Below are 26,111 nucleotides of genomic sequence, written 5' to 3' on the forward strand. Positions count from 1 at the left end.
GCTCCAGGTTGCCTGGCCGCCGTTTGCGGGTAGCGTTCGCGGGGTGACTGGCGTGCCTCCGCAACCGACCCTGACCGATGGTGAAGTGATGCTCCGGCCGTGGCGGGACGATGACATCGACGTCGCGCACGGGCTGGCTGACGACGAGATGGTCCGGTGGTTCGACTTCCCGGGCATTCCGCCGCGCTCCGGGCTGGTCGAGGCGGTCGAGCGCTGGCGCGCGCAGTACGCGGACGATCGCGCGGTGGTGAACTTCATCATCGAGCTAGCCGGCGAGGCGGGTCCGGTCGGCACCGTGGAGGTCCGTCGAACCTCGACAGGCGCCGGGAGCATCTCCTGGACGACCTACAAGCCATATCGTGGCCGGCGCGTCGCGCAGCGCGCAGTACGGATGCTGGTGGTCTACGCCTTCGGCGAGCTGGGCCTGGACCGGTTGCAGGTCGAGGTCGATCCCGAGAACCGTGCTTCCGCCCGCGTCGCGATCCGCTCAGGCTTCCGGCGCGAGGGGTTGCTGCGGGGAGGCGCCGTTCTGCAAGGTGAGCGCCGCGATGTCGCCGTCTACGGGTTGCGCCGGGACGATCCGCGGGCCGACACCTTGCCCGGCTGGACCGCGCTGATGGATTCGGTGCTGCCGAAGAAGCGGGTGATCGCCCACGTCGTGATCCGCGACACCGGCGGTCGCGTCCTGCTCTGCAAGGTCAGCTACAAACAGGACCTCGAACTCCCCGGCGGCGTCGTCGAGCCCGACGAGGACCCGGCGACGGGCGCCCTCCGCGAGATGCAGGAGGAACTCGGCTTCGAGCTCCCGCTGGTCGGCGTGCTCGCGATCGACTGGCTCCCGCGCTGGCAGGGTTGGGGCGACGCCATCGAGATCCTGTACGACGGCGGCGTCCACGACCCTTCGCTGCTGGAGTCCCTCACCCCGGACGGTCGCGAGATCCTCGGCGTCTCCTGGTACTCCGCGGCCGAACTCGCCGAGCTGGTCTCCCCGCTCAACGCCCGCCGGCTGCCGCTCGTACTGGGCGCACCCACCATCCTTCACAACCTGCGCGACGGCCACCCGATCACAGCGCCGCCCGCAGCTCCTTACGCCTGAGGTTCTCGACGCACCAGGTGTAGTGCCCGTCGGCCGCGGTCGGGCTGTAGATGGTCGCCGTGGCGATGGCGTAGGCGGCGCGGTACAGGTACATGCGGTCGCGGGAGTGACCGATCACCTCGAAGCGGTCGACGAGCTGGTCGTCGATGGCGCGGGCCGCTGGGCTGTACATGTCGTAGAAGGCCGCCGCGGTCGAGGCGTCGAAGGTGTTGTCGCCCGCTGTGGTGACGAAGCCCCAGTCCAGCAGGGCGACCTGGTCGTCGTCGACCAGGAGGTTCGGGGTGCAGATGTCGCCGTGGACGATCTGGGGTCGCTCCAGCCTCACCGCGGACAGGTTGGCGAGTACTTGCTGCAGGAGGTTGTCGAAGCCGTCGACGTCGGCGGCCAGGTACTCGCAGGATTTGAGGGCGCGTTGCCGGACGAGTTCCGCGAGTGCGTCGCCCCACTCGCCTTGCGCTGAGGTTTCGCCGAGGAGCGGGAGGGCTTTACTGGCCGGGCCGGCCGTCGTCTTGCTCAGCGCGGTGACCACGTCGACGAAGAGGTCGAGCCCTTGCTCTTGAGTCACGGCGCCGGTCTCGAGCGCTTCGCTCAGCGGCGTACCGGTCAGCTTCCGCTCGATGCTGACGGCCTGGCCGTCCACGGTGTCCACGACGGTGATGTCCGGAGTACGGAACGGCAGGTCTTGCTGGTTGAGCTCCGCGAGGAACGCCTGCACCGGCAGTACTTCGGCGGCAGTGCGGTTGAACCAGACTTTGCCGACCAAACCGTTGCCGAGGTCGTAGACGGCGCCTTCCATCCCCTGGCCGATCAGCGCCACCGGGCCGGCGGCGTGCTGCTCGAAGTACTCGATCGGTGGCTCCAAGGGACTACCGGACCAGCCGGAGGGTGAGCGGGTACCGGTAGCTCTGGCCGTTGGAGGCTGCCACCGAGGCAAGGATGATGACGATCACGGCGGCGACGGCGCCGATCAGCAGAAGCGGGAACGCGATCAGCACCCCCAGCCCAAACGTCACCACCACAAGAACGATGCCGACCAGCGTGTAGATGAGCAGCGACAACTGGAAGTTCAGCGACTCCAGTGCATGCCGCCGAACGAAGTCGGAGCGCTCACGAAAGACCAGCCAGATCACCAGCGGACAGAGAAACCCCATCGCGAACCACGCGGCCACGAAAGTCCCGGCGTGAGCCGCAATAGCCCACGTCCGCTCATCCGAAGGCGCCAACGGCGAACTCATTTCCCCAGTCAAGCACGAACCCACCCCCATAGCCTCTCTTGGCCACCTTGGGCACCGGCCAGTCGCTCCGTCGGCGAGAGCCTGCCTTCCGGGTGCCCAAAGTCGCGCTACCTCGAGCCGAGCGGCGTTCGGTGCGGTTGGGCGTTAGCGGAGGGTGGCTCGGCGGCGTTCCAGGAAGCGGCGTTCGGTGCCGTTGGTGGTTAGGGCGATGGCGGTGTCGTAGGCCTGGACGGCTTCGGTGGGGCGGTTCAGGCGGGCTAGGACGTCGGCTCGGGCGGCTGGGAGGTAGGCGTAGGTCTTCAGGGCCGGCTCGTTGCCTAGGGCATCTAGTTCGGCGAGGACGGCGGTCAGGTCGGCGCCCGGGACCAGACTGTGTGCGGCCGCGCGGTTCAGGGCGACGATCGGCGACGGCCAGCCGAGCAGCATCGCGTCGTACATCCGGACGACCTGGTGCCAATCAGTCTTCTCCCAGGACGGCGCGGTCACGTGCACCCCAGCGATCGCTGCCTGCAGCGCGAACCGTCCTCTCCCCCGCTGCAGTGCGGCCGTCGCCCGGGAGACGCCTTCGGCGAGCAGCTTCACGTCCCAGCGTCGCCGATCCTGATCCGCGAGCAGGATGAGTTCGCCGTCCTCGCCGACCCGGGCGTGCCCCCGCGCCTGCGTCATCTGCAACAGCCCGAGCAACGCCTCTGGCTCCGGTTCGTCCGGCATCAACCGCACCAGCAAATGCGCAAGCTCCAGGGCGCGCCCGGTGAGGTCGGTCCGGGTGAGTTCCGGTCCGGAAGCCACATGGCCGGCCGTGTAGACGAGTTGCACGACCGTCAGTACGACGTCCAGCCGCTCGGAGAGCTCGTCGTCCGCGGGGATTCGGTACGGGATGCTGGCAGCCGCGATCTTCTTCTTCGCGCGGGTGATCCGGGCAGCCGCCGTCGCCTCGCTGATCAGCAGCCCGGCCGCAACCTCCCTCGTCGTCAAACCGCAGATCAGCCGCAAGGTCAGCGCGATCTGCGAATCCCGCGCAAGAGCAGGGTGGCAGCAGGTGAACACGAGCCGCAGCGGGTCAGTCGGCTGCTCCCTATCGCCCGGAGCGACCGGCTCCTCGATCAACAACGGCAACTTCCGCCGAAGCGTCGTCTCCCGCCGCAGCCGATCCAGCGCCAACCGCCGCGCGACCGTCGTCAACCATCCGCCCGGATTGTCCGGTACGCCGTCCGGCCACGTGCGCAACGCCCGTACGAACGCGTCCTGCGTACAGTCCTCCGCCAGATCCAGATCCCGCGTCAACCGCACCGTCGAGGCGAGCACCGTCGACCAGCACTCCCGATGCGCCTGATCCACCAACCGCGCCACCTCGCGCGCAGTACGCACTCCCTCTTCCATCCGCACCTCCCAACGCATTCGCCAGCTTCAACCACATGCTCCCGCACGGCGTGAAGGGTTTTAGCCGCTCCATGACAACTATCCTTCACACGGTGCGAGAGACGGTTTGCGCGCCAATCAACTGACCGTCCGCAGGCGTGGCGAATGTACGCCGACCAGCTGGCGTTCAACCTGCGCGCCGCAAACCCCCGGCTGACCTTCCTCGCCGTACGCCGGCGGTTCGGCTGGTCGTCCGGGCTCCCGAAGATCGACGTGCCGGCCGGTCGCTCCGTCAGCGGTCACCCGGCGACACCAGCCCGGTCTCGTAGGCGAGGACAACGGCCTGCGCGCGATCACGAAGGGTCAGCTTCGCGAAGATCCGGGCGACGTGGGTCTTGACCGTCGCCTCACTCAGTGTCAGCTCGGCCGCGAGTTCAGCGTTGGACAGCCCATGCCCCATCAAGATGAGGACCTCCAGCTCCCGGGGCGTCAGCGCGGCGAGATCGCGATGTACCGCGGGCTGCGACGGTGCGGGCACCGCGAACCGCTCCACCAGGCGACGCGTGATCGAGGGTGCGAGCAGGGCGTCGCCGGTGGTGACCAGCCGGACCGCCGCCGCAAGGTGCTCCGGGGTGACGTCCTTCAGCAGGAACCCGCTGGCGCCGGCGGACAGCGCGGCGTACACGTAGCGGTCCAGGTCGAAGGTCGTGAGCATCAGGACCCGGCAACTCGTCGGCTCGGCCAGGATGCGGCGAGTCGCCTCGAGGCCGTCCATCGTCGGCATCCGGATGTCCATGAGTACGACGTCCGGCCGCAACCGGCGGACCGCTTCGACGGCCTCGACCCCATCAGCGGCCTCCCCGACGACCTCGATGCCCCGCGCGGTCAGGATCATCCGGAATCCGGTCCGCACGAGGGCCTGGTCGTCGGCGATCACCACCCGGGTCACGGGCGCTCCAGCGGGATCTTCGCGCGCACCCGGAAGCCCCCACCCAGCCGGCGCCTGGCGTCCAGATCACCGCCGTACACCGCCACTCGCTGCCGCAACCCCAGCAGCCCACGCCCCTCGCCACCAGCGCCCGCGGAGCGCCCACCGGTCAGCACGCTCGGACCGGTGTTGAGGATCTCCACCCGCAGCGCGTGGTCGGCGTACCGGACTGTCACTTCAGCCTTCACCCCGTCGCCATGCTTGAGCGCATTGGTCAGCGCCTCCTGAATGATCCGGTACGCCGTGACGTCGACACCGGCCGGAAGTGGTCGCGGCTCCCCGGAGATCCGCACGTCCACAGGCAACCCGGCGAACGCGATCCGGTCGATCAGCGGGCTGAGCCGGCTCAGACTCGGCTGCGGGGCCAGCTGCTCGTCCTCCTCGCCTGTGGCCTGCGGCGCGAGCAGACCGAGCAGATGCCGCAGTTCGGCCATGGTGTCGCGCCCGGCCGCCTCGACCGCGAGCAAGGCCGCCTCAGCCTGGTCCGGCTCGGTTTCGAGCACGTGCCGTGCCGCACCGGCCTGGATCACCATGACGCTGACGTTATGGCTGACGATGTCGTGCAGGTCGTGGGCGATCCGGGCGCGCTCGGCGTCGACCGCGTTGCTGGCGGCGGTCTCCCGCTCGCGCTCGAGCAACCAGCCGCGTTCCTCCAGCGCCCGGGTGTGCGCCTGCCGCTGCCGGCCCAGGGCCACTGCTAGCCCTACCGCGGCAAGGCAGGCCGCCAGGGCGACGAGCAGCCAGATCGTGTCCACGACAACCACTGTCCCAGGGGCGGTCCGGATTCCGCATCATCCGCTCGGGGCACGCCGTACATCTCCAGGATGACCGCGGGCGGACAGTACTCCGGCAGGCTGACGCCCGGCGCGCACGACCGGCCTTAGCGTGAACGACATGATGGATGGCGAAGGCAACGGACAGGCAGTCGTACGGGTCACCGACGTACGCAAGGAGTATGGCGAATCCGTCGCACTCGACGGAGTGTCGCTGGAGATCCACGCCGGTGAGGCAGTCGCGGTGATGGGACCGTCCGGCAGTGGCAAGTCCACCCTACTCAGCATGGTGGCCGGACTGGACCGGCCGACGTCTGGTTCCGTGGTCGTGCACGGCGACGACCTGGGCGCACTGGACGAGAAGGGCCTCGCGTTGTACCGGCGCCGGCGGATCGGCATGATCTTCCAGTTCTTCAACCTGCTCGACGACCTGTCCGCCCTCGACAACGTCGCCCTGGCCGCGCAGCTGACCGGTACGTCGGCCTCGCACGCCCGGAACCGTGCACTCGAGCTCTTCGACGAACTCGGCATCGCCGGCCGCCGGAACGTCTACCCGGCCCAGCTGAGTGGCGGCGAGCGGCAGCGGGTCGCGGTCGCCCGTGCGCTGATGAACCGCCCGGCCCTCCTGCTGGCCGACGAACCGACCGGCGCGCTGGATACCCGCGCCGGCGAGCAGGTCATGGACCTGCTGCTGGACCTGAACCAGATCGGCCAGACGCTGCTCCTGGTGACCCACGACCAACAGCTCGCGACCCGCTGCGCCAGCCGGGTGATCGACTTCGTCGACGGCCAGATCGCCGGTGAGCGCAGTCTGGAGCGTACGTCGTGAGCGCCGTGTGGCCGGTGTCGCGAGCAGCGGTACGACGACGCCGGGTCCAGACTTTGGTGATCGGCGTGGTCGTCATGTTGTCAACCACGATGATCGTCGTCGCACTGGGGTTGCTGGCGGCTTCGAGCGGACCCTTCGACCAGGCGTACGCAAAACAGAGCGGTGCGCACCTGGCGGCGTCGTACGACCGGAGCAAGGTCAGCGACGCCCAGCTCACCAAAGCGGCCCAGAGTGCCTCGGCTGTGGCCGGGCCGTTCGGTCAGGCGACGCTCGACGTCACCTCGATGCGGATGATGGGAGGCCCGCTGTCCATGCTCACTGTGGGCCGTGCGGACCCGGGTGGGCCGGTCGATCGCCTCAATGTGTGGAAGGGGCGCTGGGCGGACAAGCCAGGCGAGATCGTGCTCAACCGGAACCCCACCGACACCGAGGGGCGTGGTGCGCCGGGGCTGGATACGACGATCACCGTGGCGGGTCAGCAGCTCACCATCGTCGGGTTCGCGTACAGCGTGAGCCAGTCGGCCGATGCTTGGTTGACGCCGGCCCAGATGACTGCCTTGAAGCCGACCTCGACGCAGATGCTCTACCGCTTCGACCAGGCCGCGACCAACGAGCAGGTGTCCGCCGGACAGTCCGAAGTGACCGCCGGTCTGCCCTCCGGTGCGCTGGTGGGCACGCAGTCCTACCTTGCGCTGCGAGCACTTGCCAGTGGCGAGCCGAACACGTTTGTACCGTTCCTGATGGTGTTCGGCTGGCTCGGGCTCGCGGTGGCCGTGCTGATCGTCGGCAACGTGGTCAGTGGTGCTGTGGTGGCCGGCTTCAAGCACATCGGCGTACTCAAGGCGCTGGGGTTCACTCCGTCGCAGGTGATGACGGTCTACGTCGCGATGGTGTCGCTCCCAGCGATCGTGGGGTGCGCGATCGGTACGGTCCTGGGCAATGTGCTCGCAACGTCCTTGCTGACAAGGGCTTTCGAGAACTACGGCGCGGGCGGGGTCGGCGTACCGATCTGGGTGGACGTGGCCGCGCTGCTCGGCGTACCGGCGTTGGTGGCGCTGTCCGCTCTGCTGCCTGCGATGCGAGCACGGAGTCTGTCGGCGGCCCAGGCGATCAGTGCGGGCAGTGCGCCTCGGGCCGGGCGCGGGTTGAAGGTGCAGCGGTGGCTGAGTGGCACTCGGTTGCCGCGGTCATTGAGTCTTGGATTCGGGCTGCCGTTTGCCAGACCCGCGCGGACGGCGCTGACCCTGGCAGCCGTCGTACTGGGTGTCACGAGCGTGACGCTGGCGGTGGGGCTCGGGAAGTCGTTGACGACCTATCAGACTGCCGCGAGCCGGGTCGATGCGATTGACCTGACCATGTTCGGGCGTCCTGCGGACGACGGGCCGGAACCTGCCGACCCGGGTGCGCCACCCGCCCCCAAACTGACCGATGCGGAGGATGAGGCGCTGCTGCGCTCCACTCCGGGAGCAGTGTCGGTGGCGGCGAGCACTGACCTCCAACTGCGGTTGTCGGGGACGCAGACAGTGCTTCGGGGGTCGTTCTATCGGGGGGACTACGAGCAGTTGGGCTATCGGATCCTCGAGGGGAAGTGGTTCGACGGTCCGGGGCAGGTGGTGGTCTCCGAGCGGTTCCTGCGCCAGCGTGGACTGGCGGTCGGTGACACGATCACCTTGCAGGCGCAGGGCAAGACCATCCAGACGCGGATCGTTGGCAAGGCGCTCTACAACTCAGGCGAGGAGGTGCTGTCGAACTGGCAGACGCTGGCGCTGATCGCACCCGAGCGGCGGGCGAGCCTGTACGAGATCAACGTCAAGCCCGGCACGGATCTGGACGCCTTCGTCAAGGCGGTGCAGGCCAAGGACCCAGGTCTGCAGGAGACAGAGGGTCAGGATGCGGGAACGTTCGTCGCGATCGTCCTGGCGACCGTCATCCTGCTCACGCTGATGCTGGGGACCGTGGCGGCGCTCGGTGTGTTCAACACGGTCATCCTGAACACGCGAGAACGCCGGCGTGATCTCGGCATGCTGAAGTCCATCGGCATGACTCCGAGTCAGGTCACCGTCATGGTGGTGAGCTCGATGACCGCCCTCGGCGCGATCGGCGGCTTGCTGGGCATCCCGTTGGGAATCCTGGCGCACCGGCTCGTTGTCCCCGCCATGGCCAACGGCGCCCAGGTGGAGATCCCCGCCTTCATGCTCAACGTCTTTCCCCTCTACCTCCTGGCCATCCTGGTCTTCGCCGGCATCGTCATCTCCGCCGCCGGCGCCTACATCCCAGCCCGCTCCGCCGCCCACACCACGATCGCCGAAGTCCTCCACAACGAATAACTGCAGCGCAGCAGCGCCTGGCTGCAGGCGCCGGGCGCAGCGCCGGGGCGGCAGGCGGCGGGCGGGCAGCGTCGGGCGGCAGCCGCCGGAGTCGCCCGAGCCGGAGCCGGCAGCGCCGGGCCGAGTGGTCCGGCGCTTGCTCGGCTGTCAAACGCTGGGCCGGGTGGTCCGGCGCTTGCTCGGCGGTCAGGCGGGTTGGCCTGGCGGGGCTGCGTCGGCGGAGGTGTTCATCACCGGGCGGACCTCGACGTTGCCTGATGGGCAGATCTTGGCCAGGGCGAGTGCCTGGTCGAGGTCTTTGCACTCGATCAAGTAGAAGCCGCCGAGTGCCTCCTTCGTCTCGATGAACGGGCCGTCGGTGACGATCGGATCGCCGCCGGTCTGCTTCACCGTGCTCGCCGTACTCGACCGCTCCAGCGCCTCACCGCCGAGAATGCTCGCGCCCGCCGCCACCACCGCCTCGGAGAACGCGGTGTGCAACTTCATCGCCTCCTGCCACGCCTCGGGCGTGACGTTGTCGTAGAACTCTTCGGTGTCGAACAGTAGGAACGCGTACTGCGCCATCGCTGGCTCCCTCGTTGTGGGTTTCTCTTGGACATCTTGCTGACGAACGACCCCCGTTGGAATCGACAACACACCCAGGATGAACTTTTCGCCTACCGTTGACTATGTACTCAACAGGAACCCAGGAGGAACTCGTGGAGCACCTGGACGTACTGATCGTCGGCGCCGGCCTCTCCGGAATCGGTGCCGCCTACCGCCTCCAGACCCAGGCCCCCAGCCACTCCTACGCCGTCCTCGAAGGCCGCGACCACCTCGGCGGCACCTGGGACCTCTTCCGCTACCCCGGCATCCGCTCCGACAGCGACATGTTCACGCTCGGCTTCCCCTTCCACCCCTGGAAAGCGGCCAAAGCGATCGCGGACGGCCCGTCCATCCTCGAGTACCTGCACGAGACCGCAGCGACGTACGGCATCGACAAACACATCCGCTTCGGCCAGCGCGTACTACGCGCGTCCTGGTCGTCAGAGGACGCCCTATGGACAGTCGAGACGAGCGGCGACTCCTACACCTGCTCGTTCCTCTACGTATGCAGCGGCTACTACAACTACGACAGCGGGTACGTCGTGGACTTCCCCGGCATCAAGGACTTCCAGGGACAGGTCGTGCACCCACAGCACTGGCCAGAGAACCTCGACTATGCAGACAAGCGAGTAGTGGTGATCGGAAGCGGCGCAACCGCCGTCACGCTAGTCCCGGCTATGGCACCGACCGCTGCACACGTGACCATGCTGCAGCGCTCCCCCAGCTACGTCGCCTCCCGCCCGGCATCAGACACCTTCTCGGACCGTCTCCGCGCTGTACTACCGGAGAGCCTGGCCCACCACCTCATCCGCGGTAAGAACGTCGCCTTCAGCAGTGCCGTGTATGCCGCCTTTCGCCGCTGGCCTGCCCATGCGGCCTGGCTACTCAACCGCACGGTCGCGAAACAGCTACCCGAGTCAGTGCCGGCGGACCCGCATTTCACCCCGCAGTACAAACCCTGGGACCAGCGTCTCTGCCTAGTGCCCGACGCTGACCTCTTCGAGGCCCTGCACGACGGTACGGCGTCGGTGGTGACGGAGGAGATCGACACCTTCACCCCTGACGGCATCCGGCTGCGCTCGGGCGAGGAGCTAAAGGCCGACCTCGTGGTGACCGCCACCGGCCTGCAGATGGTCGCGCTGGGCAAGATCGAGTTGACCGTCGACGGCCGTCCAGTCCATCCGCACGACACCTTCGTCTACAAGGGCATGATGCTGAGCGGAGTCCCCAACCTCGCCTGGTGCATCGGCTACACGAACAACTCCTGGACGCTCCGCTCCGACCTGACCTCGCAGTACGTCTGCAGGCTCCTCAACCACCTGGATGCCACCCGCACAACCATCTGCGTCCCAGAGATCGACCCAGCCGAGTACGACGCTCCCGCGCGTCCCGTGGTCGATCTCTCCTCCGGCTACATCCGCCGCGCGGCCGCCATCCTCCCCCGCCAAGGCTCGTACGGCCCCTGGCGCCTGCGTCAGAACTACCCCCGCGACCTCGTCACCCTTCGCTACGCCCGCCTCGCCGACGGCGCCATGCAGTTCAAGCCTGCTGGAAACTTGTCGACGGCAGGGCGCTAGGACCCCCAGGATGGGCCGATGGAGACGCCCGAGGCTCGCTACGAACAGCTGACCGATCGCCTGCTGAGCCTGTACCGCGAGGGCAGGCAGCGCGAAGCACTGGGACTGCTGGATCCACCCCACCCGGACCTCGCACCCTGGTCGGCGGAACTCGCCCACTTCGAGGCGTGCATGTACGGCTCGCTGGGAGATGCGGACTCAGCACTGGCCGTACTCCGGCGGGCGAGTGAGGCCGGAGCCTGGTGGTACGACTCGCTCCTGCTGGAGGACGACGACCTCGCGGCTCTCCGGGACCGCCCCGAGTTGAACCAGTTGGTCGAGCTCTCGCGCGGCCGCAAGGTCAACGGACAGGCATCTTGGACGATCGACCTCCCCGACGCCGGGCGACCAGTGTCCGGTGTCGTGGTCGCTCTCCACGGCACCGGGCAGCGCGCGTCGCGGGCCGCCCGGGTCTGGGCGCCGGTGGTGAAGCTCGGCTTTGCGCTGGTCTGCGTCGATTCGTCGCAACTGGACTCACCGCAGTTCCGGAACTGGCGCGAGCGCGATCTCGTGATCCGGGATATGGCCGACGCCCTGGCCGACCTGCCGGACGAACTCCGCGGCCTACCCGTGATCGCGGCCGGCTTCTCCAGCGGCGGGCGCGCCGCACTCGACTGGGCCCTCACCGCCGAGCCGGTAGCGGTCAGCGGCGTCATGCTCCTGACGCCCTCGCTAGGCGACCTCCCGCAGACACCGGCCAGGCGGTTGTCGCCGGCAACGATCCTGGTCGGCACCGAGGATCACGTGCTGGCCGCCGTCGAGCGGGCCGCCGACCAGCTGACCAGCTCAGGGTTCGAGATAGTCCGCATCCCCGGCCTCGGTCACACCGCTCCCCCAGACCTCGGCGACCGGCTGAGCAACCTTCTCGACGTCCCGACCGACAGGACATAGTCGGTCTCGTACGCCGCTGGCAGGCTCAGGAAACCTACGCAGCCCGGCCAGATGGGCACTATGTCCTGTCGGTCGGGACAGGCTCGGGGGCCGGCGGACCCACATAGCGAGCTGCGGGGCGGATGATCTTGGAGTCGGTGGATTGCTCCAGGATGTTGGCGGTCCAGCCGATCACGCGGCTGACGGCGAAGGTCGGAGTGAACATGGCGCGCGGCAGGTCGCACCGGGACATCACAACGCCGGCGTAGAACTCGACGTTGGCGTAGAGATTGCGACCGGGTTTGAGCTCGGCCAGTACTTCGACGATGCGCTGCTCGACCGTGGTGGCGAAGTCGACCAGGTCGCCGCCGATGCCGCGGGCGATGTCGCGAAGCATGATCGAGCGTGGATCCTCGGTGCGGTAGACGGCGTGGCCGAAGCCCATGATCCGGTCGCCCGCCGACACCTTCGCGCGCACCCAGGCGTCGATGCGGTCCGGCGTACCGATCTCGTCGAGGCTGGCCAACGCCCGGTCCGGCGCCCCGCCGTGCAGCGGTCCCGAGAAGGCACCGATGGCACCAGCGACGGCCGACACCACGTCGGCACCGGTGGAGGCAATCACCCGGGCGGTGAAGGTCGACGCGTTGAAGCCGTGGTCGATGGTCGAGATCAGGTAGTGCTCGATCGCGCGCGCCTTGGCTTCCGTCGGCTCCTCGCCCGTCACCAAGTAGAGCCAGTTGGCGGCGGCGGAGAGGTCCGCCCGAGGTTCTAGTGGCTCGAGGCCTTCGCGCAGGCGATACAGGGCCGCGAGGATCGTCGGGGTGACGGCGCACACGAGCATCGCGTCCGCTTTACGCCGTACGGGATCTGCGTCCCACAGTGGCGGGAGCTCACGGGCGGCGGTCAGTAGCGACAGCGCAGTACGGAGTCCCGCGAGTGGGTTGAAGGATGAGCCCGCAGCGGCGATGGCCGGCAGCGCAGCCTGTACTTCGGGCGGCAGCACCCGTAGCGGTGCCAGCCCGGCGCTGAAGGCATCGCGCTCGGCGGCGGTCGGCAGCCGGCCCTCGTACATCAGGAACCAGACATCCTCGACCGTCTTCGATCGGGCCAGGTCGATCGCCGAGTACTGCCGGTAGTGGTAGAACCCCTCGTCACCACGGACGTCGCCGAGCCGGGTCTCGGTCACGACGACGTTCCGCAGCCCAGGGGGTACTTCGATCGGTCCTTCAACTGTGATTGACATGGAATTCAGATTTGATCCGGAATCAAGTATTGTCAATGTTGATCCAGTCAATAGATACGGCTCCAGGAGCGCGAGATGTCGCAAGAGGGTGACGAGAATTACCTGACCACAGCCGAGGTCGCCCGCCGGCTGAACGTGAAGCCGGAGACGATCTACGCGTACGTGAGCCGCGGCCAGCTCACCAGCATCCGCGCCCGGGGCCGTCGCGGCAGCCTGTTCACCGCCGCCGACGTCGAACAGCTCGCCAGCCGCACTGTCGAGCACCCAGGGGTGGTCGAGCGCATCGAGACCGAGCTGTCCCTGCAGCAGGACGACGAGCTCTACTACCGCGGCCACCGCGTCCGCGACCTCGCCGCCACCCAGACCTTCGAGTCCGTCGCCGAACTGCTGTGGACCGGCGAGCTGGCACCCACCCAGACCTTCCCAGCTCCTGCCGACCTGGTTCACCTGGCCCGTGCGACGATCACCGTCGCGCCAGAGACGGCACGGCTGTCGGATCATCTACGCATCGCCGTCGCGGTGCTCGGCGCTGCTGATCCACTGCGCTTCGACCTGGCACCGGGGTCCGTGCTGGAGACTGCGCGACGGCTGCTGGGCGTGCTGGTCGAGGCTTTGCCCGGAGAAACTGCCAAGGGTGGGTTCGCAGCGCGGCTCTGGCCCAAGCTGTCCGCGGCACCGCCACGACCAGAGGTCTTGAACGCCGCACTCGTCTTGCTGGCCGACCACGGTCTCGCCGTCTCGACCGTCGCCGCACGCGTCGCCGCCAGCGCCCGGGCCAACCTGTACTCCGTGGTGTCGGCGGGCCTCGGCGCCCTCGATGGCCACTACCACGGCGGGGCGCCCACTCTGGCGTACCAGTTCCTCGATCAAGCACTCCAGAACCCGGTCGAGGCTCTGTCGGACCAGCTGCGCTCAGGTAAGCCCGTACCCGGCTTCGGTCATCGCATCTACCGGCAACGCGATCCGCGCGCCGAGGTGCTGTTCGGCTTGCTGGCGGACGAGCCGGTGATGACGCGAGTGAATGAGATCACCGCGAGAGTGAGCAACTTCCCGAACAGCGATCTGGCACTGGCCGTGATGATGCACGCCTACGGTTTCCACCCCGATGCGGGCGAGGCGCTCTTCGCGATCGCCCGCATCGTCGGCTGGACCGCCCACGCACTGGAGGAGTACGCCGAGCCAGGACTCCGATTCCGTGCCCTCGGCAACTACACCGGCCCGGCGGTCACCTGACCTTCAACCTGAGCAGGGCTGCGGCACCCGGCGCGAGACTCACCGGTACGCCGGTGCCGCGCAACCCGGCGTACGACTTCGAGATCGGCTGGAACACGTCGACTCCGTAGACCTTGGCCGGGTCCACGACCACGGTCGCCCGAGTGGACGCGCTGTGCGAGCGGTTCGAGACGAGCAGCCAGCGGTCCTTCACCGTCGAGTCGCGGCTCCGGAAGGTGCCGACGACAACAGCCTGGCCGGTGATTCCGGTGACCAGGTCGGTCGGCGTGAATCCCACCGTCCCGTTGGGCAACGGCGTCTCGTTGGCGTGGACGACGGACTCCGAGACGAGCGGTTTCAGCTCGCGACCGACCTGATGAAGCCAAGTGGTGTTGATCTTCTTCGCAGCGCTGTAGCGACTCGTCCGCTTGCCGTCGACGGTGATCAATGCCGGCCCGAAGCCCTCACCGCGGGCGGCCTCGGGGGTCCAGTAGGTGAAGTACTGAATGCCCTTGGCGCCGTACGCGAGGCTGATGTTGACCTGCCAGAGCAGCTCGGCCGCGGTCGGCTCGCGATGCCCGTTGTAGGCGAGCGTCTGGATGAAAACCCACGCCGGTACGTCGCCGCGCAGGGCGGCGTCGCGGACGATCGCCCAGTTGTGGAAGTAGTTCGCGTCCTCCCGGCCTTCGGAGAGCAATGGGTAGCGGTCGAACGAGACGAGGGATGGCTTCACGATGTCCACGAAGTCGCGGTAGTACGCCGGGTCGTCTGAGGGGAAGAGGTTGATGTAGGGCAACAACTGCGGCGCGAGCTCGCGGGATACGGCCAATGCCTTTGCCAACGTGCCGAACCAGCCTGGGCCGGGCTCGTCGTAGAAGTTGAAGCCGGCCAGGGATGAGTAGGGTCCGTAGGCGTCGCGGGCGCGGGTGTAGAACTCGCGCGCCTCGGCCGGGGTGATGCTGAGGAAGTCGGCCGGGTTGTCGGAGATGGAGAACCAGCGGGCCATGTTGCGGATCTGGATGTCGTCGGAGATCAGCATCTGCAGACCGGCGTCCCGTGCAAGCGCCAGTTGGTGTTGGAAGATGTTGCCGTCGCCCGCGTAGTTGCCGGAGATGACGAAGTCGAAGCCGGCCTCGGCGATCTCGGCGAACCGCTCCGCAGTACTCGCGTACGGATGCGGTGGCCAGAACAACCCCACCGGAAACTCCGCTCCCCCGGTCAACGGCAAGGTGTCGGGCGAGGGAATCGCAACGTTGGAAGTCGCCGAGCTGGCAGCTGCAGTTGAGGGCGTAGTGGTCATGCCTGCAGCGATGGCCGCCGCAGTGGCACCGAGCAGCAGCCGCCGTCGACTTGGCTCGGAGGCTGAACGGGCCAGGTGTTGGTGGATTGAGGGTGTGGTGGATTCGTCCGGGTCTGGCATGCGGGTCTCCTCTATGGCGGTTGAGGAACGAGGGTCAGCCGGGCCGTCGGGTTCGGTGGGTGGAGACTGCCTCGGCTGTGGCGTCGAAGGCTTGTTCTGAGAGGGTGTAGTCGCGTTGGGCTACGCCGATGTACAGGGCGTCCAGGACGAGCATCTGGGCGTGCCGGCCGGAGAGTCCGCCGGTGCGGAAGGTGACATCGCGGGCGGCCGTGAGCAGGACGATGTCGGCGGCACGGGCGAGCGGCGAGCGCGGGTAGTTGGTGATGGCAACAGTTCGCGCGCCTTGCCGCCCGGCCCGCTGCAGGGGTTCGAGTACTTCGATGGTCTCGCCGCTGTGCGAGATGCCGACGGCAACATCTCCCACGCCGAGCAGTGCCGCGCTCGTGAGTGCGTTGTGGACGTCACTCCAACTGCTGGCGCCACGCCCGATCCGGTGCAAGCGCAGTCGCAGGTCCTCCGCGACACAGGCGGACCCGCTCACGGCGTACAGGTCGATTCGGCGGGCGTTGGAGATCGTACGCACCGCCTCGCCGAGTGCGGTGACATCGATCTCGGCGACGGTGTCTTCGAGCGCTCGCGCGTCGGCCCTGAGCAAGGTGCGCAGGACTTCGCCGAGACTGTCGTCCGGCCCGACCTCGGCGCCTGTCCCCCGCTCCCAGCTCGTACTGCTTCGCCCGCTCTCGGCCGCCAGCGCCAACCGCAGTTCGGCGTACCCGCTGAGGCCGAGGGCCAGGCAGAACCGCGTCACGCTCGGCAGCGACGTCCCGCATCGGGCGGCCAACTCGCCGATCGTCGACGACGCCACCGCCGCGGGATCACGCAGTACCTCGTGCGCGACCCGGACCTGCGCCGGGCTCAAACCCGGCAGCAGGCCGTGGATCCGCGCTTCAAGACTCGGCGGTGGCGACTCCAGAACACTCACGTGAATGATTCTCAGAACCTCAACCGCATGGTGTCAATAGTTAACACCGAAACCGTGTGAGGTCAGTCGATCAGGTCCGGGTCGTCCATGAACTTGCGGACGTCCTGCGCGCAGCGGCAGGCGACCGCGATCTTCGCGGCCCACTCCAGGGCTTCCTCGCGGGTGGGGACGTCGACGATCGCCACGCCGCCGATGACCTCTTTGCTCTCCGGGTAGGGACCGTCGGTGACCAGCCCGTCGGTGGCCACCACCGCGTGCTCCACGTCGTCGTTGTCGTATTGCAGTCCACCCGCGAAGAGGAACACGCCCGCGTCCTTGGCCTCCTGGATCACCGCGTGGGCGGCCTTGCCCACCTCGGCGATCTCCTCCTGGGGGATGTGGTCCATCGCGCCCTTTTCGAACGAGATCAGGTACCGCGTCATCTCACTACTCCTTATCCGGGCAGCCTCCCACTGGCCACCTCTCACCCCTGCTACGAACGGCTCACCAAGGATCCGACAGGCTACCGGCAGCATTTCTCACGAAACCGGCACCTGGCCTACTGGCCAGGTGCCGGGGTGAGTACGGGGCGGGACTCGGTCGTACTAGAAGAGCGCGGCCATCAGGCGACGGCGGGCCTTGACGACGCGCTCGTCGTCCGCGCCCACCACCTCGAACAGCTCGAGCAGGTGGAGGCGGACGGCGTCGCGCTCGTCGCCCGCGGTCACCTGGATCGTCTTGATCAGCCGCGCGAACGCGTCGTCGACGTGACCGCCCATCAGATCGACGTCGGCCACGAGCATCTGCGCCTCGATGTCGGCCGCATCCTCCGCCGCGCGGGTCCGCACCTCGGCCGGTACGTCGCGGGTCCGCTTCACCAGCTGCACCCGGGCCAGCCCGGACTTCGCCTCCGCGTCGCTCGGGGTCTCCTTCAAGAGCGCCTCGTACGCCGCGATCGCACCGTCCAGGTCGCCAGCGCCGACTGCGTTCTCCGCGGCCTCGTACCGCGGATCCGGCTCGGGCTCGGCCTGCTCAGGCTCGCCCGCGACTGCCGGGCCGACCGGGTCAGTACGGCCGGTGATGCCGTTGGCGACCGCAACGGTGAGCAGCTGCTCGACGTACTGGCGGGCCTCGGCGTCGGAGACGGCACCCTGGAACAGCGGGACGACCTGACCGCGCAGTACTGCGATCACCAGCGGGATCGTCTGTACGCCGACCGCCTGGGCCAGCTGCGGGTTCGCGTCGATGTCGATCCGGGTCAGCAGGAACTTGCCGGCGTACTCGGTCGAGAGCTGGATCAGGATCGGGCTGAGCGCTGTCGACGCCTCCGAGCGCGGCGACCAGAACTCGACCACCACCGGGACCTGGAGCGACCGCTCGATCACGTCCGCCTGGAAGGTCTGCTCGGTCACGTTCAGCACATACGCACCGCCGGCCGAGGCGCCCGCGGGTGCACCACCAGGCGCTCCACCGGGCGCGCTGCCGGGCGCGCTGCCGGGGCGCGGTGCGGGTGGCTTGCGCAGGGACGACAGGTCGATGGCTCCCGGGCGGGAGAAGTTCGGCTGGCTCACCGTTGTCCTCGCATTCCGTGCTCACTGCGTACGTTCATGGGTCCATCCTCTCCGACGGCCCCGAACGGTGTGGCGCGCGGGTCGCCAGCAGCAGTCTGGCCAGCCCGCTCCGGGTGCCCGCGACGGCGATCCGGGTGCCCGGACTGACCGTCTGGTCGAAGGCCGGCGACCAGTCCCAGGGGATGCCGTCTTCCAGCCGGGCGAGCACCCGCAGGCCGCCCGCCTCGTCCAGTTCACCGAGCCGCTTGCCGACCGCGACCGAGTCCTGCTCGACGGCGACCTCGGTGAGCAGCAGAACGCGCCGGCCGGCCGGGACGGTCGTCTGGCTGCGACGGTTCGCGACCGCCGCGGCGATGGCCGGTGCCACCAGCATCGATACCGACCGGCTGTGGCCGAGGCCGAGCTGCCGCTCGACCCGCTGAGCCAGGTCGTGGTCGAACATCCGCATCGTGATCCGGGCGTCCGGGTTCAGTTCGTGGACGACCATCGCGGACTCGAGATTGGTGATGTCCCCGTTGGTGATCGCGAGCACCGACTGGCAGCGCTGCACGCCTGCCGACCGCAGCGTCTCCTCATTGCTGCTATCGCCGATGATCACGGGGACCCGTAGTCGATGCGCGGTCTGTACACCGGGAGCGTCCTCGTCCTGTTCGACCCCGACCACGGCGACGCCACGCTCGACCAGGATCTCCAGCACGCGGGCCCCGACCGTACCGAGGCCGCAGACGACGACGTGGTTGCGCGGCCGGCCCCGAACGCCGCCGATCACCCGCGACAGCCGGGCGCCGATCAGCGAGTCGACGATCACGGCGGTGAGCAGCGCCATCAGCACGATGCCGGTCAACTGGACGATGACCGCCGCCACTTTGGCATAGGGCTCGGCGTTGGAGAAGGTGTCGTCCTCGATCCCCGCCGAGGTGACCGCCCCCGCCGCCAGGTAGAGCGCGCGGAGCCAGTCGATATTGGCGATCCAGTGCGTCAGCGCCGTACCGATCAGCACCAGGCCGGCCATCACCGCGGCGATCGTCCGGACTCGCCGGTCGAAAATGTCGCGAGTCGCCATCAGCCAGCCGGCCCGGCGGACGTCCTTGGTCCGCCAGACCGGGCGGATGCCGGTACCGAGCACGATGTCGCCGGTGGGATCGGGGCTCTCGGTCGGCAGGAGCTCCGGTGTCGCCGACGAAGTGGTGTCGGCCAGCACAGTCAGGTGCGGATCGCGGATCAGGTCGGCCGGTCCCGCGACCATCCGCCGGCCGCCAAGGTCGACCCAGGTGAGCTCGTCGTCCTCCAGGGCGTCGGCGACGAAGGCGGGTGCCGCGAGCGACGGTCCAGAGATGACGACGCAGTCGCCGAGCAGCTCGTGCAACTGGCCGCCCAGCCGCGGGTTGACCATCTGGATGACGATGCGCAGGTTCGGGTCCATGTCCCGCGCGGTCAGTGCGGTGTGCACGTTGCGGACGTCGTCGGCATCCAGCAGAACCAGGGCTCGCGCGCTGGATGCCTGGTCGTCGGCGGCATCGATTCCAGCGCGGCGCAGTACGGACTCGCTGACCACCCGGACGCCCATCACCTGGGCGCCGAGCTCGCCGATCCGCTCGAAGTGCCGGGAGGCCGGGTTGACGATCGCCGTCACGTACTCGCCGGAACTCACCAGCTCGGTGACCACCCGGAGCATGGTCCGGTCGGAGCCGCAGACAACTATCCCGCGGTCGTCGGGCGGCTGGGCGGACCGTTGCTGGGCCCGCCCGCGCCGCCGGCCGGCCGGCGGCTGGTCCGCCTCCGGGATCTCTGTCGTCGGTTCAGAATCGGGCGGGCTCTCGGTATTCGCCCCATTCGATCCGAAGAACGTTACAGATCTCCCCCATCGTGGCCTCCGCACGCGCCGCCTCCAGCATGGGCTCGATCAGGTTGCCGGCCCCTCTGGATGCCTCGACCAGCGCCGACAGCCTACGACCCACCAGGTCCTCGTCGCGTTCTGCCTTGCGCGCCGCCAGCACCCGGCACTGCTCGATCTCCACCTCGTGGCTGACCCGGAGGATCTCCAGCTCGCCGGCGACGGTGTCGGTCTGGGTGTTCACGCCGACGATCTTCTTCTCGCCCTTCTCCAGCTTCTGCTGGTACTCGAAGGCCGCGTCGGCGATCTCGGCCATGAACCAGCCGTCCTCGATCCCGCGCAGGATCCCGCCGGTCATCGTGCCGTCCGGGCTCATCTCCTTGATCCGGGCAAAGATCTCCTCGGCCTCGGCCTCGAGCTTGTCGGTCAGCGCCTCGACGTACCAGGAACCGCCGAGCGGGTCGGCGACGTTGGTGACACCGATCTCCTCCATCAGCACCGACTGGGTCCGCAGTGCGATCTCGGCCGACTGGTCGGTCGGCAGCGCGAGCGTCTCGTCGAGGGCGTTGGTGTGCAGCGAGTTGGTGCCGCCGAGGATCGCGGCGAGCGCCTCGACCGCGGTACGGACGACGTTGAGCGTCGGCTGCTGGGCGGTCAGCGAGACGCCGGCCGTCTGGGTGTGGAACCGCAGCCACTGGGCCTTGTCGGACTTCGAGCCGTAGACATCACGCAGCCAGCGGGCCCAGATCCGGCGGCTGGCACGGAACTTGGCGATCTCCTCGAAGAAGTCCAGGTGGCTGTCGAAGAAGAACGACAGGCCGGGTGCGAAGGTGTCGATGTCGAGACCACGGCTGAGCCCCAGCTCGACGTACCCGAAGCCGTCCGCGAGTGTGTAGGCCAGCTCCTGCGCGGCCGTCGAACCCGCCTCGCGGATGTGATAGCCGGAGACCGACAGCGGCTTGTACGCCGGGATGTTGGCGGCGCAGTACTCCATCAGGTCGCCGATCAGGCGTAGATGCGGCTCCGGCGGGAAGAGCCACTCCTTCTGCGCGATGTACTCCTTGAAGATGTCCGTCTGCAGCGTGCCGTTGAGCTTGGTGATGTCGGCACCCTGCCGCTCGGCGGCGACCAGGTACATCACGAAGGCCGGCACGGCGGGCCCGGAGATCGTCATCGAGGTGGTGACGTCCTGCAGCGGGATGTCCTTGAACAGCCGGTCCATGTCGGTCGCGCTGTCGATCGCGACGCCGCAGTGACCGACCTCGCCGAGCGACTTCGGGTCGTCGGAGTCGCGGCCCATCAACGTCGGCATGTCGAACGCGACGGACAGGCCGCCACCGCCGGAGTTGAGGATCATCTTGTACCGCGCGTTGGTGTCCTCCGCGTTGCCGAAGCCGGCGAACTGGCGGATCGTCCAGGTCCGGCCGCGGTACCCCGTCGCGTACAGACCACGGGTGAACGGGAACTCGCCCGGCCAGCCGATCCGCTCCATCCGGGGGTCGTCATAGCCCTCCGGCGGCCCGTAGACGGGCTCCACCTCGGTGCCCGACAGGGTGGTGAAATCGGCCTCGCGGCGCCGCGAGGCGTCGTACCGCTGCTGCCACCGGCTCTGCCCGGCAGCGATCCGCTCGGCATCCATCACGTCCTCCTGGGGTTGGTCACCTCCCCAAACTACTAGGACGTCCTACTAAAAACCACTTCTTGCGGTTTGCCCGCTGGCTGGCGGTGGCTCTGGGTGTCAGTTGAAGTCGCCGGCGGCCTGGCGGAGGGGGAGCAGGACCGACCAGAGCATCTTGAGCTGGTCGTCGGTCAGACCCCGCAGGGCGAAGTCGGCTGCGACCAGGTCATCGGTGGCACGCTCCACCAGGTCGCGGCCCTCGGCGGTGATCTCGCACAGGATCGCGCGGCCGTCGTCGGGGTGCGGCGTACGGGTGACCAGGCCGGCCGTCTCCAGCCTTCTGACGATCGAGGTCACCGATGTCGGGTGCACCTGCAGGCGTTCGCCCATCTTGCCCAGCGGCAGCGATCCGCGCCGGGAGAAGGTGAGCAGCACGAGCGCCTCGAACCGGGCGAACGTCAGACCGTGCTTCTTGAGGATCTCGTCGAGTTCGCCGATGACGATCTGCTGGGCCCGCATCAACGACGTGACCGCGCGCATCTGCTCGACGGCACCCCAGCGGCGTCCCCACTGCCGCGAGGCCTCGTCGATCGGGTCGAACGGCAACGGTCTCTTCCTCGCCATGCCGGAAGGTTAACCGCTCCGCTGCCCTTCGCCTGGCTGATCTCCTTCACCGGCAACAACCTTTTGCAGCCGGTGGGTGGTGAGGTGAAACTGTCGGTGGGTGCTGCCATGCTCTCTCGCATGACTTTGCCGCCCGAGTTCTATCTCGCTTGTCTCCAGGCCGACTCCACCCGGCTCGCCGAGGTCGGCCGCCTCGGCCTGACCGAGGCGGTCCCGAGCTGCCCCGGCTGGACGGTCGAGTCCGTACTGCGCCACGTGGCGCAGGTCTACCTCCACAAGGTCGAGATCCTCCGCCTGGCAGCAAAACCCGACCCCTGGCCGCCGTACCTCGACGACCGCGACGCCCTCGATCTGTACGACGAAACGCGGGCCGCGATCGTCGTCGCGCTGGAGCAGTCCGGGACCGAGCTGCCGACCTGGACCTTCTCCCCCACCGACAAGACCTCGGCCTTTTGGTACCGCCGAATGGCCCTGGAGACTGCCGTCCACCGCATCGACGCCGAGCTCGCCCACGGCGCCGCCACCCCGGTCAACAGCGACCTGGCCCTGGACGGCATTGACGAAGTCCTGACCCTGATGCTCGGCGGCCCGTGGTGGGAGGAAGGCGACACCGAGCACCCGGTGGACGCCACCATCCGCATCACCTCGGACGGCCGCTCCTGGACCATCCGACTCGACGCCACCAGCGCGACGGTCACCCCGACCGCCGAGGGCGATGTCGACGCCGAGGTCTTCGGCGACCCCGACGACCTCTTTCTCTGGTTGTGGGGCCGCCACGACCTGAGCATGGAACAGTCCGCCGGCGACGACAACGCAGTACGGGAGTTCCGCGCCCGGGTCGCGGAGTGCACCACTTGACCGCCCGCCTCGCGCCTTCAGGCCGCGGGGTGGACTACTGGTCCTGGACCAGGCCGAGGACGTTGCCGTCGAGGTCGGTGAAGGAGGCCACCAGGCGACCTTCACCGACATCGCGAGGGGAGTCCTTCACGGTGCCACCAGCGGCGGTCACCTCGGCCAACTTCGCCTCGATGTCCGCTACATGCCAGTACGCCGTCGGCGACTCCGGGCCCTGCGGCCCCTTCGGCACCAGCCCGATGTGCTGCCCGGCCGTGTCGAACCCGACGTAGTACGCCGACTCGACCGTCGGCTTCACGCCGAGCAGAGCGGCGTACACCTCGGTCGCCTTCGCCAGATCCGACACCGGGTGCAGCACGGTCTGAATTCCCTGGGTCTCAGTCATTTTCTACTCCTGCGGTAAGGGCCCGAGGGCCTGCTGTCTTCGTGTCCCTCACGCTAGTTCCGCACGGCACACCCCTGCTTCTCGATTCCTGACCGGTTACTGGGTACTGCGCCCGCCTCACACCTCCTCCGTCGGCGCTCCACCCACCCACCCCGGTGCGCCGCTCCTGCGTCGCGGCTTAAGGGAAGGCACGGTGCTGGCCGTGCCTTGCCGGGTGCATCGTGCTGGCCCGGGCGTAGCCGGGCTAGCCGAGCCGGCCGGGCGGTCCGGGCAGTGCGGACGGTACGGGCAGTCCTGGCGGTACGGGCAGTACGGGCGAGCCAGGCGGTACGGGCGAGCCGGACGTACCGCGATGCAGGAGCTCGTCGTTGTCGGGAGCATTCGGTCCAATCGGCAGCGCAAGCCAGGACCCATCGCGGCGGCCGGCCGGTTGCTTCAAGCAGCGCCCATCGGGACTCGTGGGGTGCATCTGTCCAGCCGGTCTAACCACAGTGCGCCGGCCCGCATTACCTGCCGGCAGATCCGAGCACCAACAGCGGACCTACCGCCGCAGCTCGGCGACGCTGCCGAGCAGGCCGACGTGTTCAAGAGAGTCGAGGACATCTTCGACTGTGCCTGGCGGATTCTGCCGGGCGTCAGCCATGCGCTGGACCTGGGCATAAACCGTCTGCTGATTGAGATCGATCAGGTCGAGCATGAAGTCGTCGGCGTTCCGCGCCTCGATGTTCCACGCGGAGAGCGTCGCCGGAGGGAAATCCTTGGTGTTCTCAGTGACGATCAGTTGGGCATTGGCTTTGATCGCCGCAGCGAGAACATGCCGGTCGTCGAGATCGGGGAGATCCAGGACGTCGATCAATGGTTCGTAGCCGGCAACGAGAACATCTGCGATCGCTCTGTTCATCAGCTGCCGAGTGCGGTCCAGCTTGGCCGGGTCGAGGTCCGGCCTTTTCTGCTTGAGGTTGCCGAAGGTCTCGTCGAGGATCTTGTCGGTCCACTTCGCCTGGACGAGACCAGCCTGCGCTACTCGGATGAGCAGATCCCGCAGGCTGTTGGGGTAGAGGACGTTGGCGTCGTAGACGACGATGAACGGCACGTCAGTACAGACCCATCTCCCGGTTGAGCTCTGTCAGCTCGTCCGCCACATTACGGCGGTCGTGGTCGTCCTCGCGCTTGTAGTCCATCAGTGAGTCGGCGCGCACCCGACGGTGCTTCCCCACCTTGCGGTACTCGATCTTTCCGTCGTCCAGGAGACCAATGAGATAGGGCCTGGAGACATTCAGCAGGTCGGCCGCTTGCTGGGTCGTCAGCTCGGCATGGGCGGGCACAACCGATACCGCTCGACCTGCAGCCATGTGGGCAAGGATCCGCGCCAGGAGTTCTACCGCGCTCCTCGGAACAGACAAGGTGTCGTCGGGATCTCCACCGACCACCAGGCGGATGTCGCGCTCCTCGGCATGGTCAGCCAGGTAACGCTTGACCCGCCGCATGGCGACATCGGCGGTGTGGATCGCAGCCGGATCCGGCTGCGCGGACGCAAGTTCGGCGGAACCCATAGCTACTCCTCCTCAGATCGCCGGCGAAGATCAGCGATCAACAAATGAAGTATCCGCAATAAACGAAGCAAACGCAAGACCTGGCGCGGCCAACAGATAGGCCACGGCAAGAAGGTCGTCGATGCACAATGCTCTCGTGCAGCGAAACTAAAGCAGAGTGATAGTATTGCTGCATCTGTCGGGAGGTGTGCTGTGAGTCATCAAGTTGTCCTTGCCGAGCTTGCTGCTGAGCAATGGGGTCTTCTGACCGCAGCGCAGGCAGCTGAGCATGGAGTGTCCAACCAGTCGCTTGCTCACCTCCATCACGCTGGAGCGCTGGAGCGGCTTGCTCATGGGGTCTATCGCCTGACTGGTGCTCCCGGCGATGAGCTCGATGAGCTCCGCGGCGCCTGGCTCGGCCTGGCGCCGAGGCTGACCGCGAGCGATCGGCTCCGGCATCCCGATGACGTCGTCTCGTACCGCTCTGCTGCTCGCGTCCACGGGCTCGGGGATCTCGAGGCGGACCGGCATGAGTTCACGGTCGATCGGCGTCGCACCTCGCGCCGGACCGATATCCGGTTCCATCGCGGACACCTTGCCGAGCGTGACTGGCGGCCGGTCAACGGCCTGCCGACAACCACGATCCCCAAGACGATCGCTGACCTGGCATCGGTGAACACCGACGGCGGCCACCTCGCCGGGGTCGTTCGGGACGCAATCACCGCCCAGGGCATCGATGCCGACGTGATCACTGAGGTACTTCGGCCGCACGCCCACCGGTACGGCGTGAAGCTCGGTGACGGGACAGGGCTGGTCGCCAGGTTCCTCGAAGAGGCCGGCATTCCGAAGGCAACTCGCCAAGCCGTTGACCTTCTGACAACTCGCCAGGCCGTTGACCTTCTGACAAAGAATGCTGCCGGCCTGATGAATGTCAGCGCCGAGGCCCGTGCTGAGCTGATCGAGCAGCTCGTGCAAAAGATGGCGCCGAACGTGGCCGAGGTGACGGAGCTGATCGCCGCGCAGTGGGCACCGTTCACCAAGGAGCTCATCCAGTCCATCATTCGCCAGGTGCCGCCGACGGATGGTGCGCTCCGGGAGGCCATTACCAAGGCTCTTCTCACCGCACCTCCGTCCGCGACGACCGCTGCTGGCTGATCAGTTCAACCACTCCATTCAGCAGCCGCTCTGCCGTGCACCCGAAACCGCGATGCAGGAGCGGCGCCTGGGGGTGGTGGGAT

General features: G+C 67.9%; 26 protein-coding genes. 8 read left to right on the forward strand and 18 right to left on the reverse strand.

Annotated elements, in window-relative coordinates:
- Positions 1-43 precede the first annotated feature (43 nt).
- Complete coding sequence (locus A3ES_RS0108420) at positions 44-1,096, forward strand: NUDIX hydrolase (RefSeq protein WP_020386355.1); 1,053 nt, start codon at positions 44-46, stop codon at positions 1,094-1,096.
- Here A3ES_RS0108420 and A3ES_RS0108425 read toward each other — a convergent pair.
- From A3ES_RS0108425 to A3ES_RS0108445, 5 genes are all read right to left on the reverse strand, one after another.
- A complete protein-coding gene (locus tag A3ES_RS0108425) occupies positions 1,065-1,958 on the reverse strand; it encodes an aminoglycoside phosphotransferase family protein (protein WP_020386356.1) in 894 nt (297 codons plus the stop codon). The genes A3ES_RS0108420 and A3ES_RS0108425 overlap by 32 nt on opposite strands.
- Positions 1,959-1,962: 4 nt before the next feature.
- Positions 1,963-2,331, reverse strand: a complete 369-nt coding sequence (locus A3ES_RS0108430; protein WP_063745928.1) for a DUF4870 domain-containing protein — start codon at positions 2,329-2,331, stop codon at positions 1,963-1,965.
- 144 nt (positions 2,332-2,475) lie between these two features.
- Positions 2,476-3,711, reverse strand: coding sequence for an RNA polymerase sigma factor (locus A3ES_RS0108435; protein ID WP_083933308.1), 1,236 nt, complete (start codon positions 3,709-3,711; stop codon positions 2,476-2,478).
- Between the two features lie 271 nt (positions 3,712-3,982).
- On the reverse strand, positions 3,983-4,639 hold the full coding sequence (locus tag A3ES_RS0108440; RefSeq protein ID WP_020386359.1) for a response regulator: 657 nt from the start codon (positions 4,637-4,639) through the stop codon (positions 3,983-3,985).
- Entirely contained in the window at positions 4,636-5,433 is a 798-nt protein-coding gene (locus A3ES_RS0108445) for a sensor histidine kinase (RefSeq protein ID WP_202806464.1), read from the reverse strand. The genes A3ES_RS0108440 and A3ES_RS0108445 overlap by 4 nt, the downstream gene beginning before the upstream one ends.
- 139 nt (positions 5,434-5,572) lie before the next feature.
- Between A3ES_RS0108445 and A3ES_RS0108450 the strand changes: the two genes are divergently transcribed.
- Positions 5,573-6,280 (forward strand): ABC transporter ATP-binding protein, encoded by a 708-nt coding sequence (locus A3ES_RS0108450; protein ID WP_026162678.1) that lies wholly within the window; start codon positions 5,573-5,575, stop codon positions 6,278-6,280.
- Complete coding sequence (locus A3ES_RS0108455) at positions 6,277-8,607, forward strand: ABC transporter permease (RefSeq protein ID WP_020386362.1); 2,331 nt, start codon at positions 6,277-6,279, stop codon at positions 8,605-8,607. Before A3ES_RS0108450 ends, A3ES_RS0108455 begins: the two co-directional genes overlap by 4 nt.
- Before the next feature lie 186 nt (positions 8,608-8,793).
- Here A3ES_RS0108455 and A3ES_RS0108460 read toward each other — a convergent pair whose 3' ends face one another.
- Positions 8,794-9,171: a YciI family protein gene (locus A3ES_RS0108460; protein WP_020386363.1), complete on the reverse strand. Its 378-nt coding sequence runs from the start codon at positions 9,169-9,171 to the stop codon at positions 8,794-8,796.
- 104 nt (positions 9,172-9,275) lie between these two features.
- Between A3ES_RS0108460 and A3ES_RS0108465 the strand changes: the two genes are divergently transcribed.
- Positions 9,276-10,769 carry a flavin-containing monooxygenase gene (locus A3ES_RS0108465; protein WP_040454261.1) on the forward strand — a complete coding sequence of 498 codons (1,494 nt, stop codon included), beginning with the start codon at positions 9,276-9,278 and terminating at the stop codon, positions 10,767-10,769.
- Between the two features lie 18 nt (positions 10,770-10,787).
- Complete coding sequence (locus tag A3ES_RS0108470; protein WP_020386365.1) at positions 10,788-11,699, forward strand: alpha/beta hydrolase; 912 nt, start codon at positions 10,788-10,790, stop codon at positions 11,697-11,699.
- A 58-nt stretch (positions 11,700-11,757) separates the two neighbouring features.
- Here the strand turns inward: A3ES_RS0108470 and A3ES_RS0108475 are convergent, their stop codons facing one another.
- Complete coding sequence (locus tag A3ES_RS0108475; RefSeq protein WP_020386366.1) at positions 11,758-12,921, reverse strand: citrate/2-methylcitrate synthase; 1,164 nt, start codon at positions 12,919-12,921, stop codon at positions 11,758-11,760.
- Positions 12,922-12,996: 75 nt separating this feature from the next.
- On the opposite strand from A3ES_RS0108475, the gene A3ES_RS0108480 reads away from it, so the two are divergent.
- Positions 12,997-14,154, forward strand: coding sequence for a citrate/2-methylcitrate synthase (locus A3ES_RS0108480; protein WP_020386367.1), 1,158 nt, complete (start codon positions 12,997-12,999; stop codon positions 14,152-14,154).
- Here A3ES_RS0108480 and A3ES_RS0108485 read toward each other — a convergent pair.
- The 7 genes from A3ES_RS0108485 to A3ES_RS0108515 all read right to left on the reverse strand — a co-directional run bounded on the left by A3ES_RS0108485 (position 14,147) and on the right by A3ES_RS0108515 (position 22,101).
- On the reverse strand, positions 14,147-15,331 hold the full coding sequence (locus A3ES_RS0108485; RefSeq protein WP_020386368.1) for a hypothetical protein: 1,185 nt from the start codon (positions 15,329-15,331) through the stop codon (positions 14,147-14,149). The two genes, A3ES_RS0108480 and A3ES_RS0108485, sit on opposite strands and share 8 nt — an antisense overlap.
- A 256-nt stretch (positions 15,332-15,587) precedes the next feature.
- Positions 15,588-16,475 carry a MurR/RpiR family transcriptional regulator gene (locus A3ES_RS0108490; RefSeq protein ID WP_020386369.1) on the reverse strand — a complete coding sequence of 296 codons (888 nt, stop codon included), beginning with the start codon at positions 16,473-16,475 and terminating at the stop codon, positions 15,588-15,590.
- A gap of 62 nt (positions 16,476-16,537) precedes the next feature.
- The gene (locus A3ES_RS0108495) at positions 16,538-16,897 is read right to left on the reverse strand and encodes a YciI family protein (protein ID WP_020386370.1); all 360 of its coding nucleotides are present in this window, start codon (positions 16,895-16,897) and stop codon (positions 16,538-16,540) included.
- Positions 16,898-17,059: 162 nt separating this feature from the next.
- Positions 17,060-18,025 (reverse strand): tetratricopeptide repeat protein, encoded by a 966-nt coding sequence (locus A3ES_RS0108500; protein ID WP_020386371.1) that lies wholly within the window; start codon positions 18,023-18,025, stop codon positions 17,060-17,062.
- Between the two features lie 34 nt (positions 18,026-18,059).
- Entirely contained in the window at positions 18,060-19,904 is a 1,845-nt protein-coding gene (locus A3ES_RS0108505) for an NAD-binding protein (RefSeq protein ID WP_040454264.1), read from the reverse strand.
- Positions 19,825-21,498, reverse strand: coding sequence for a coenzyme B12-dependent isobutyryl-CoA mutase large subunit (locus A3ES_RS0108510; protein WP_020386373.1), 1,674 nt, complete (start codon positions 21,496-21,498; stop codon positions 19,825-19,827). The genes A3ES_RS0108505 and A3ES_RS0108510 overlap by 80 nt, the downstream gene beginning before the upstream one ends.
- Before the next feature lie 99 nt (positions 21,499-21,597).
- Positions 21,598-22,101, reverse strand: a complete 504-nt coding sequence (locus A3ES_RS0108515) for a MarR family winged helix-turn-helix transcriptional regulator (RefSeq protein ID WP_026162679.1) — start codon at positions 22,099-22,101, stop codon at positions 21,598-21,600.
- Positions 22,102-22,221: 120 nt separating this feature from the next.
- On the opposite strand from A3ES_RS0108515, the gene A3ES_RS0108520 reads away from it, so the two are divergent.
- Positions 22,222-22,959 carry a maleylpyruvate isomerase family mycothiol-dependent enzyme gene (locus A3ES_RS0108520; protein ID WP_040454305.1) on the forward strand — a complete coding sequence of 246 codons (738 nt, stop codon included), beginning with the start codon at positions 22,222-22,224 and terminating at the stop codon, positions 22,957-22,959.
- Positions 22,960-22,993: 34 nt separating this feature from the next.
- Here A3ES_RS0108520 and A3ES_RS0108525 read toward each other — a convergent pair whose 3' ends face one another.
- From A3ES_RS0108525 to A3ES_RS0108535, 4 genes are all read right to left on the reverse strand, one after another.
- Complete coding sequence (locus tag A3ES_RS0108525) at positions 22,994-23,341, reverse strand: VOC family protein (protein WP_020386376.1); 348 nt, start codon at positions 23,339-23,341, stop codon at positions 22,994-22,996.
- A gap of 244 nt (positions 23,342-23,585) precedes the next feature.
- Complete coding sequence (locus tag A3ES_RS53880; RefSeq protein ID WP_157630400.1) at positions 23,586-23,780, reverse strand: hypothetical protein; 195 nt, start codon at positions 23,778-23,780, stop codon at positions 23,586-23,588.
- A gap of 102 nt (positions 23,781-23,882) precedes the next feature.
- On the reverse strand, positions 23,883-24,434 hold the full coding sequence (locus A3ES_RS0108530; RefSeq protein WP_020386377.1) for a PIN domain-containing protein: 552 nt from the start codon (positions 24,432-24,434) through the stop codon (positions 23,883-23,885).
- 1 nt (position 24,435) lies between these two features.
- Positions 24,436-24,894 (reverse strand): helix-turn-helix domain-containing protein, encoded by a 459-nt coding sequence (locus tag A3ES_RS0108535; protein ID WP_020386378.1) that lies wholly within the window; start codon positions 24,892-24,894, stop codon positions 24,436-24,438.
- A gap of 192 nt (positions 24,895-25,086) precedes the next feature.
- Between A3ES_RS0108535 and A3ES_RS46635 the strand changes: the two genes are divergently transcribed.
- On the forward strand, positions 25,087-26,028 hold the full coding sequence (locus tag A3ES_RS46635) for a type IV toxin-antitoxin system AbiEi family antitoxin domain-containing protein (RefSeq protein ID WP_083933291.1): 942 nt from the start codon (positions 25,087-25,089) through the stop codon (positions 26,026-26,028).
- Positions 26,029-26,111: the final 83 nt, after the last annotated feature.

It is taken from the genome of Kribbella catacumbae DSM 19601, from assembly GCF_000372465.1.
Classification (GTDB): Bacteria; Actinomycetota; Actinomycetes; order Propionibacteriales; family Kribbellaceae; genus Kribbella; species Kribbella catacumbae.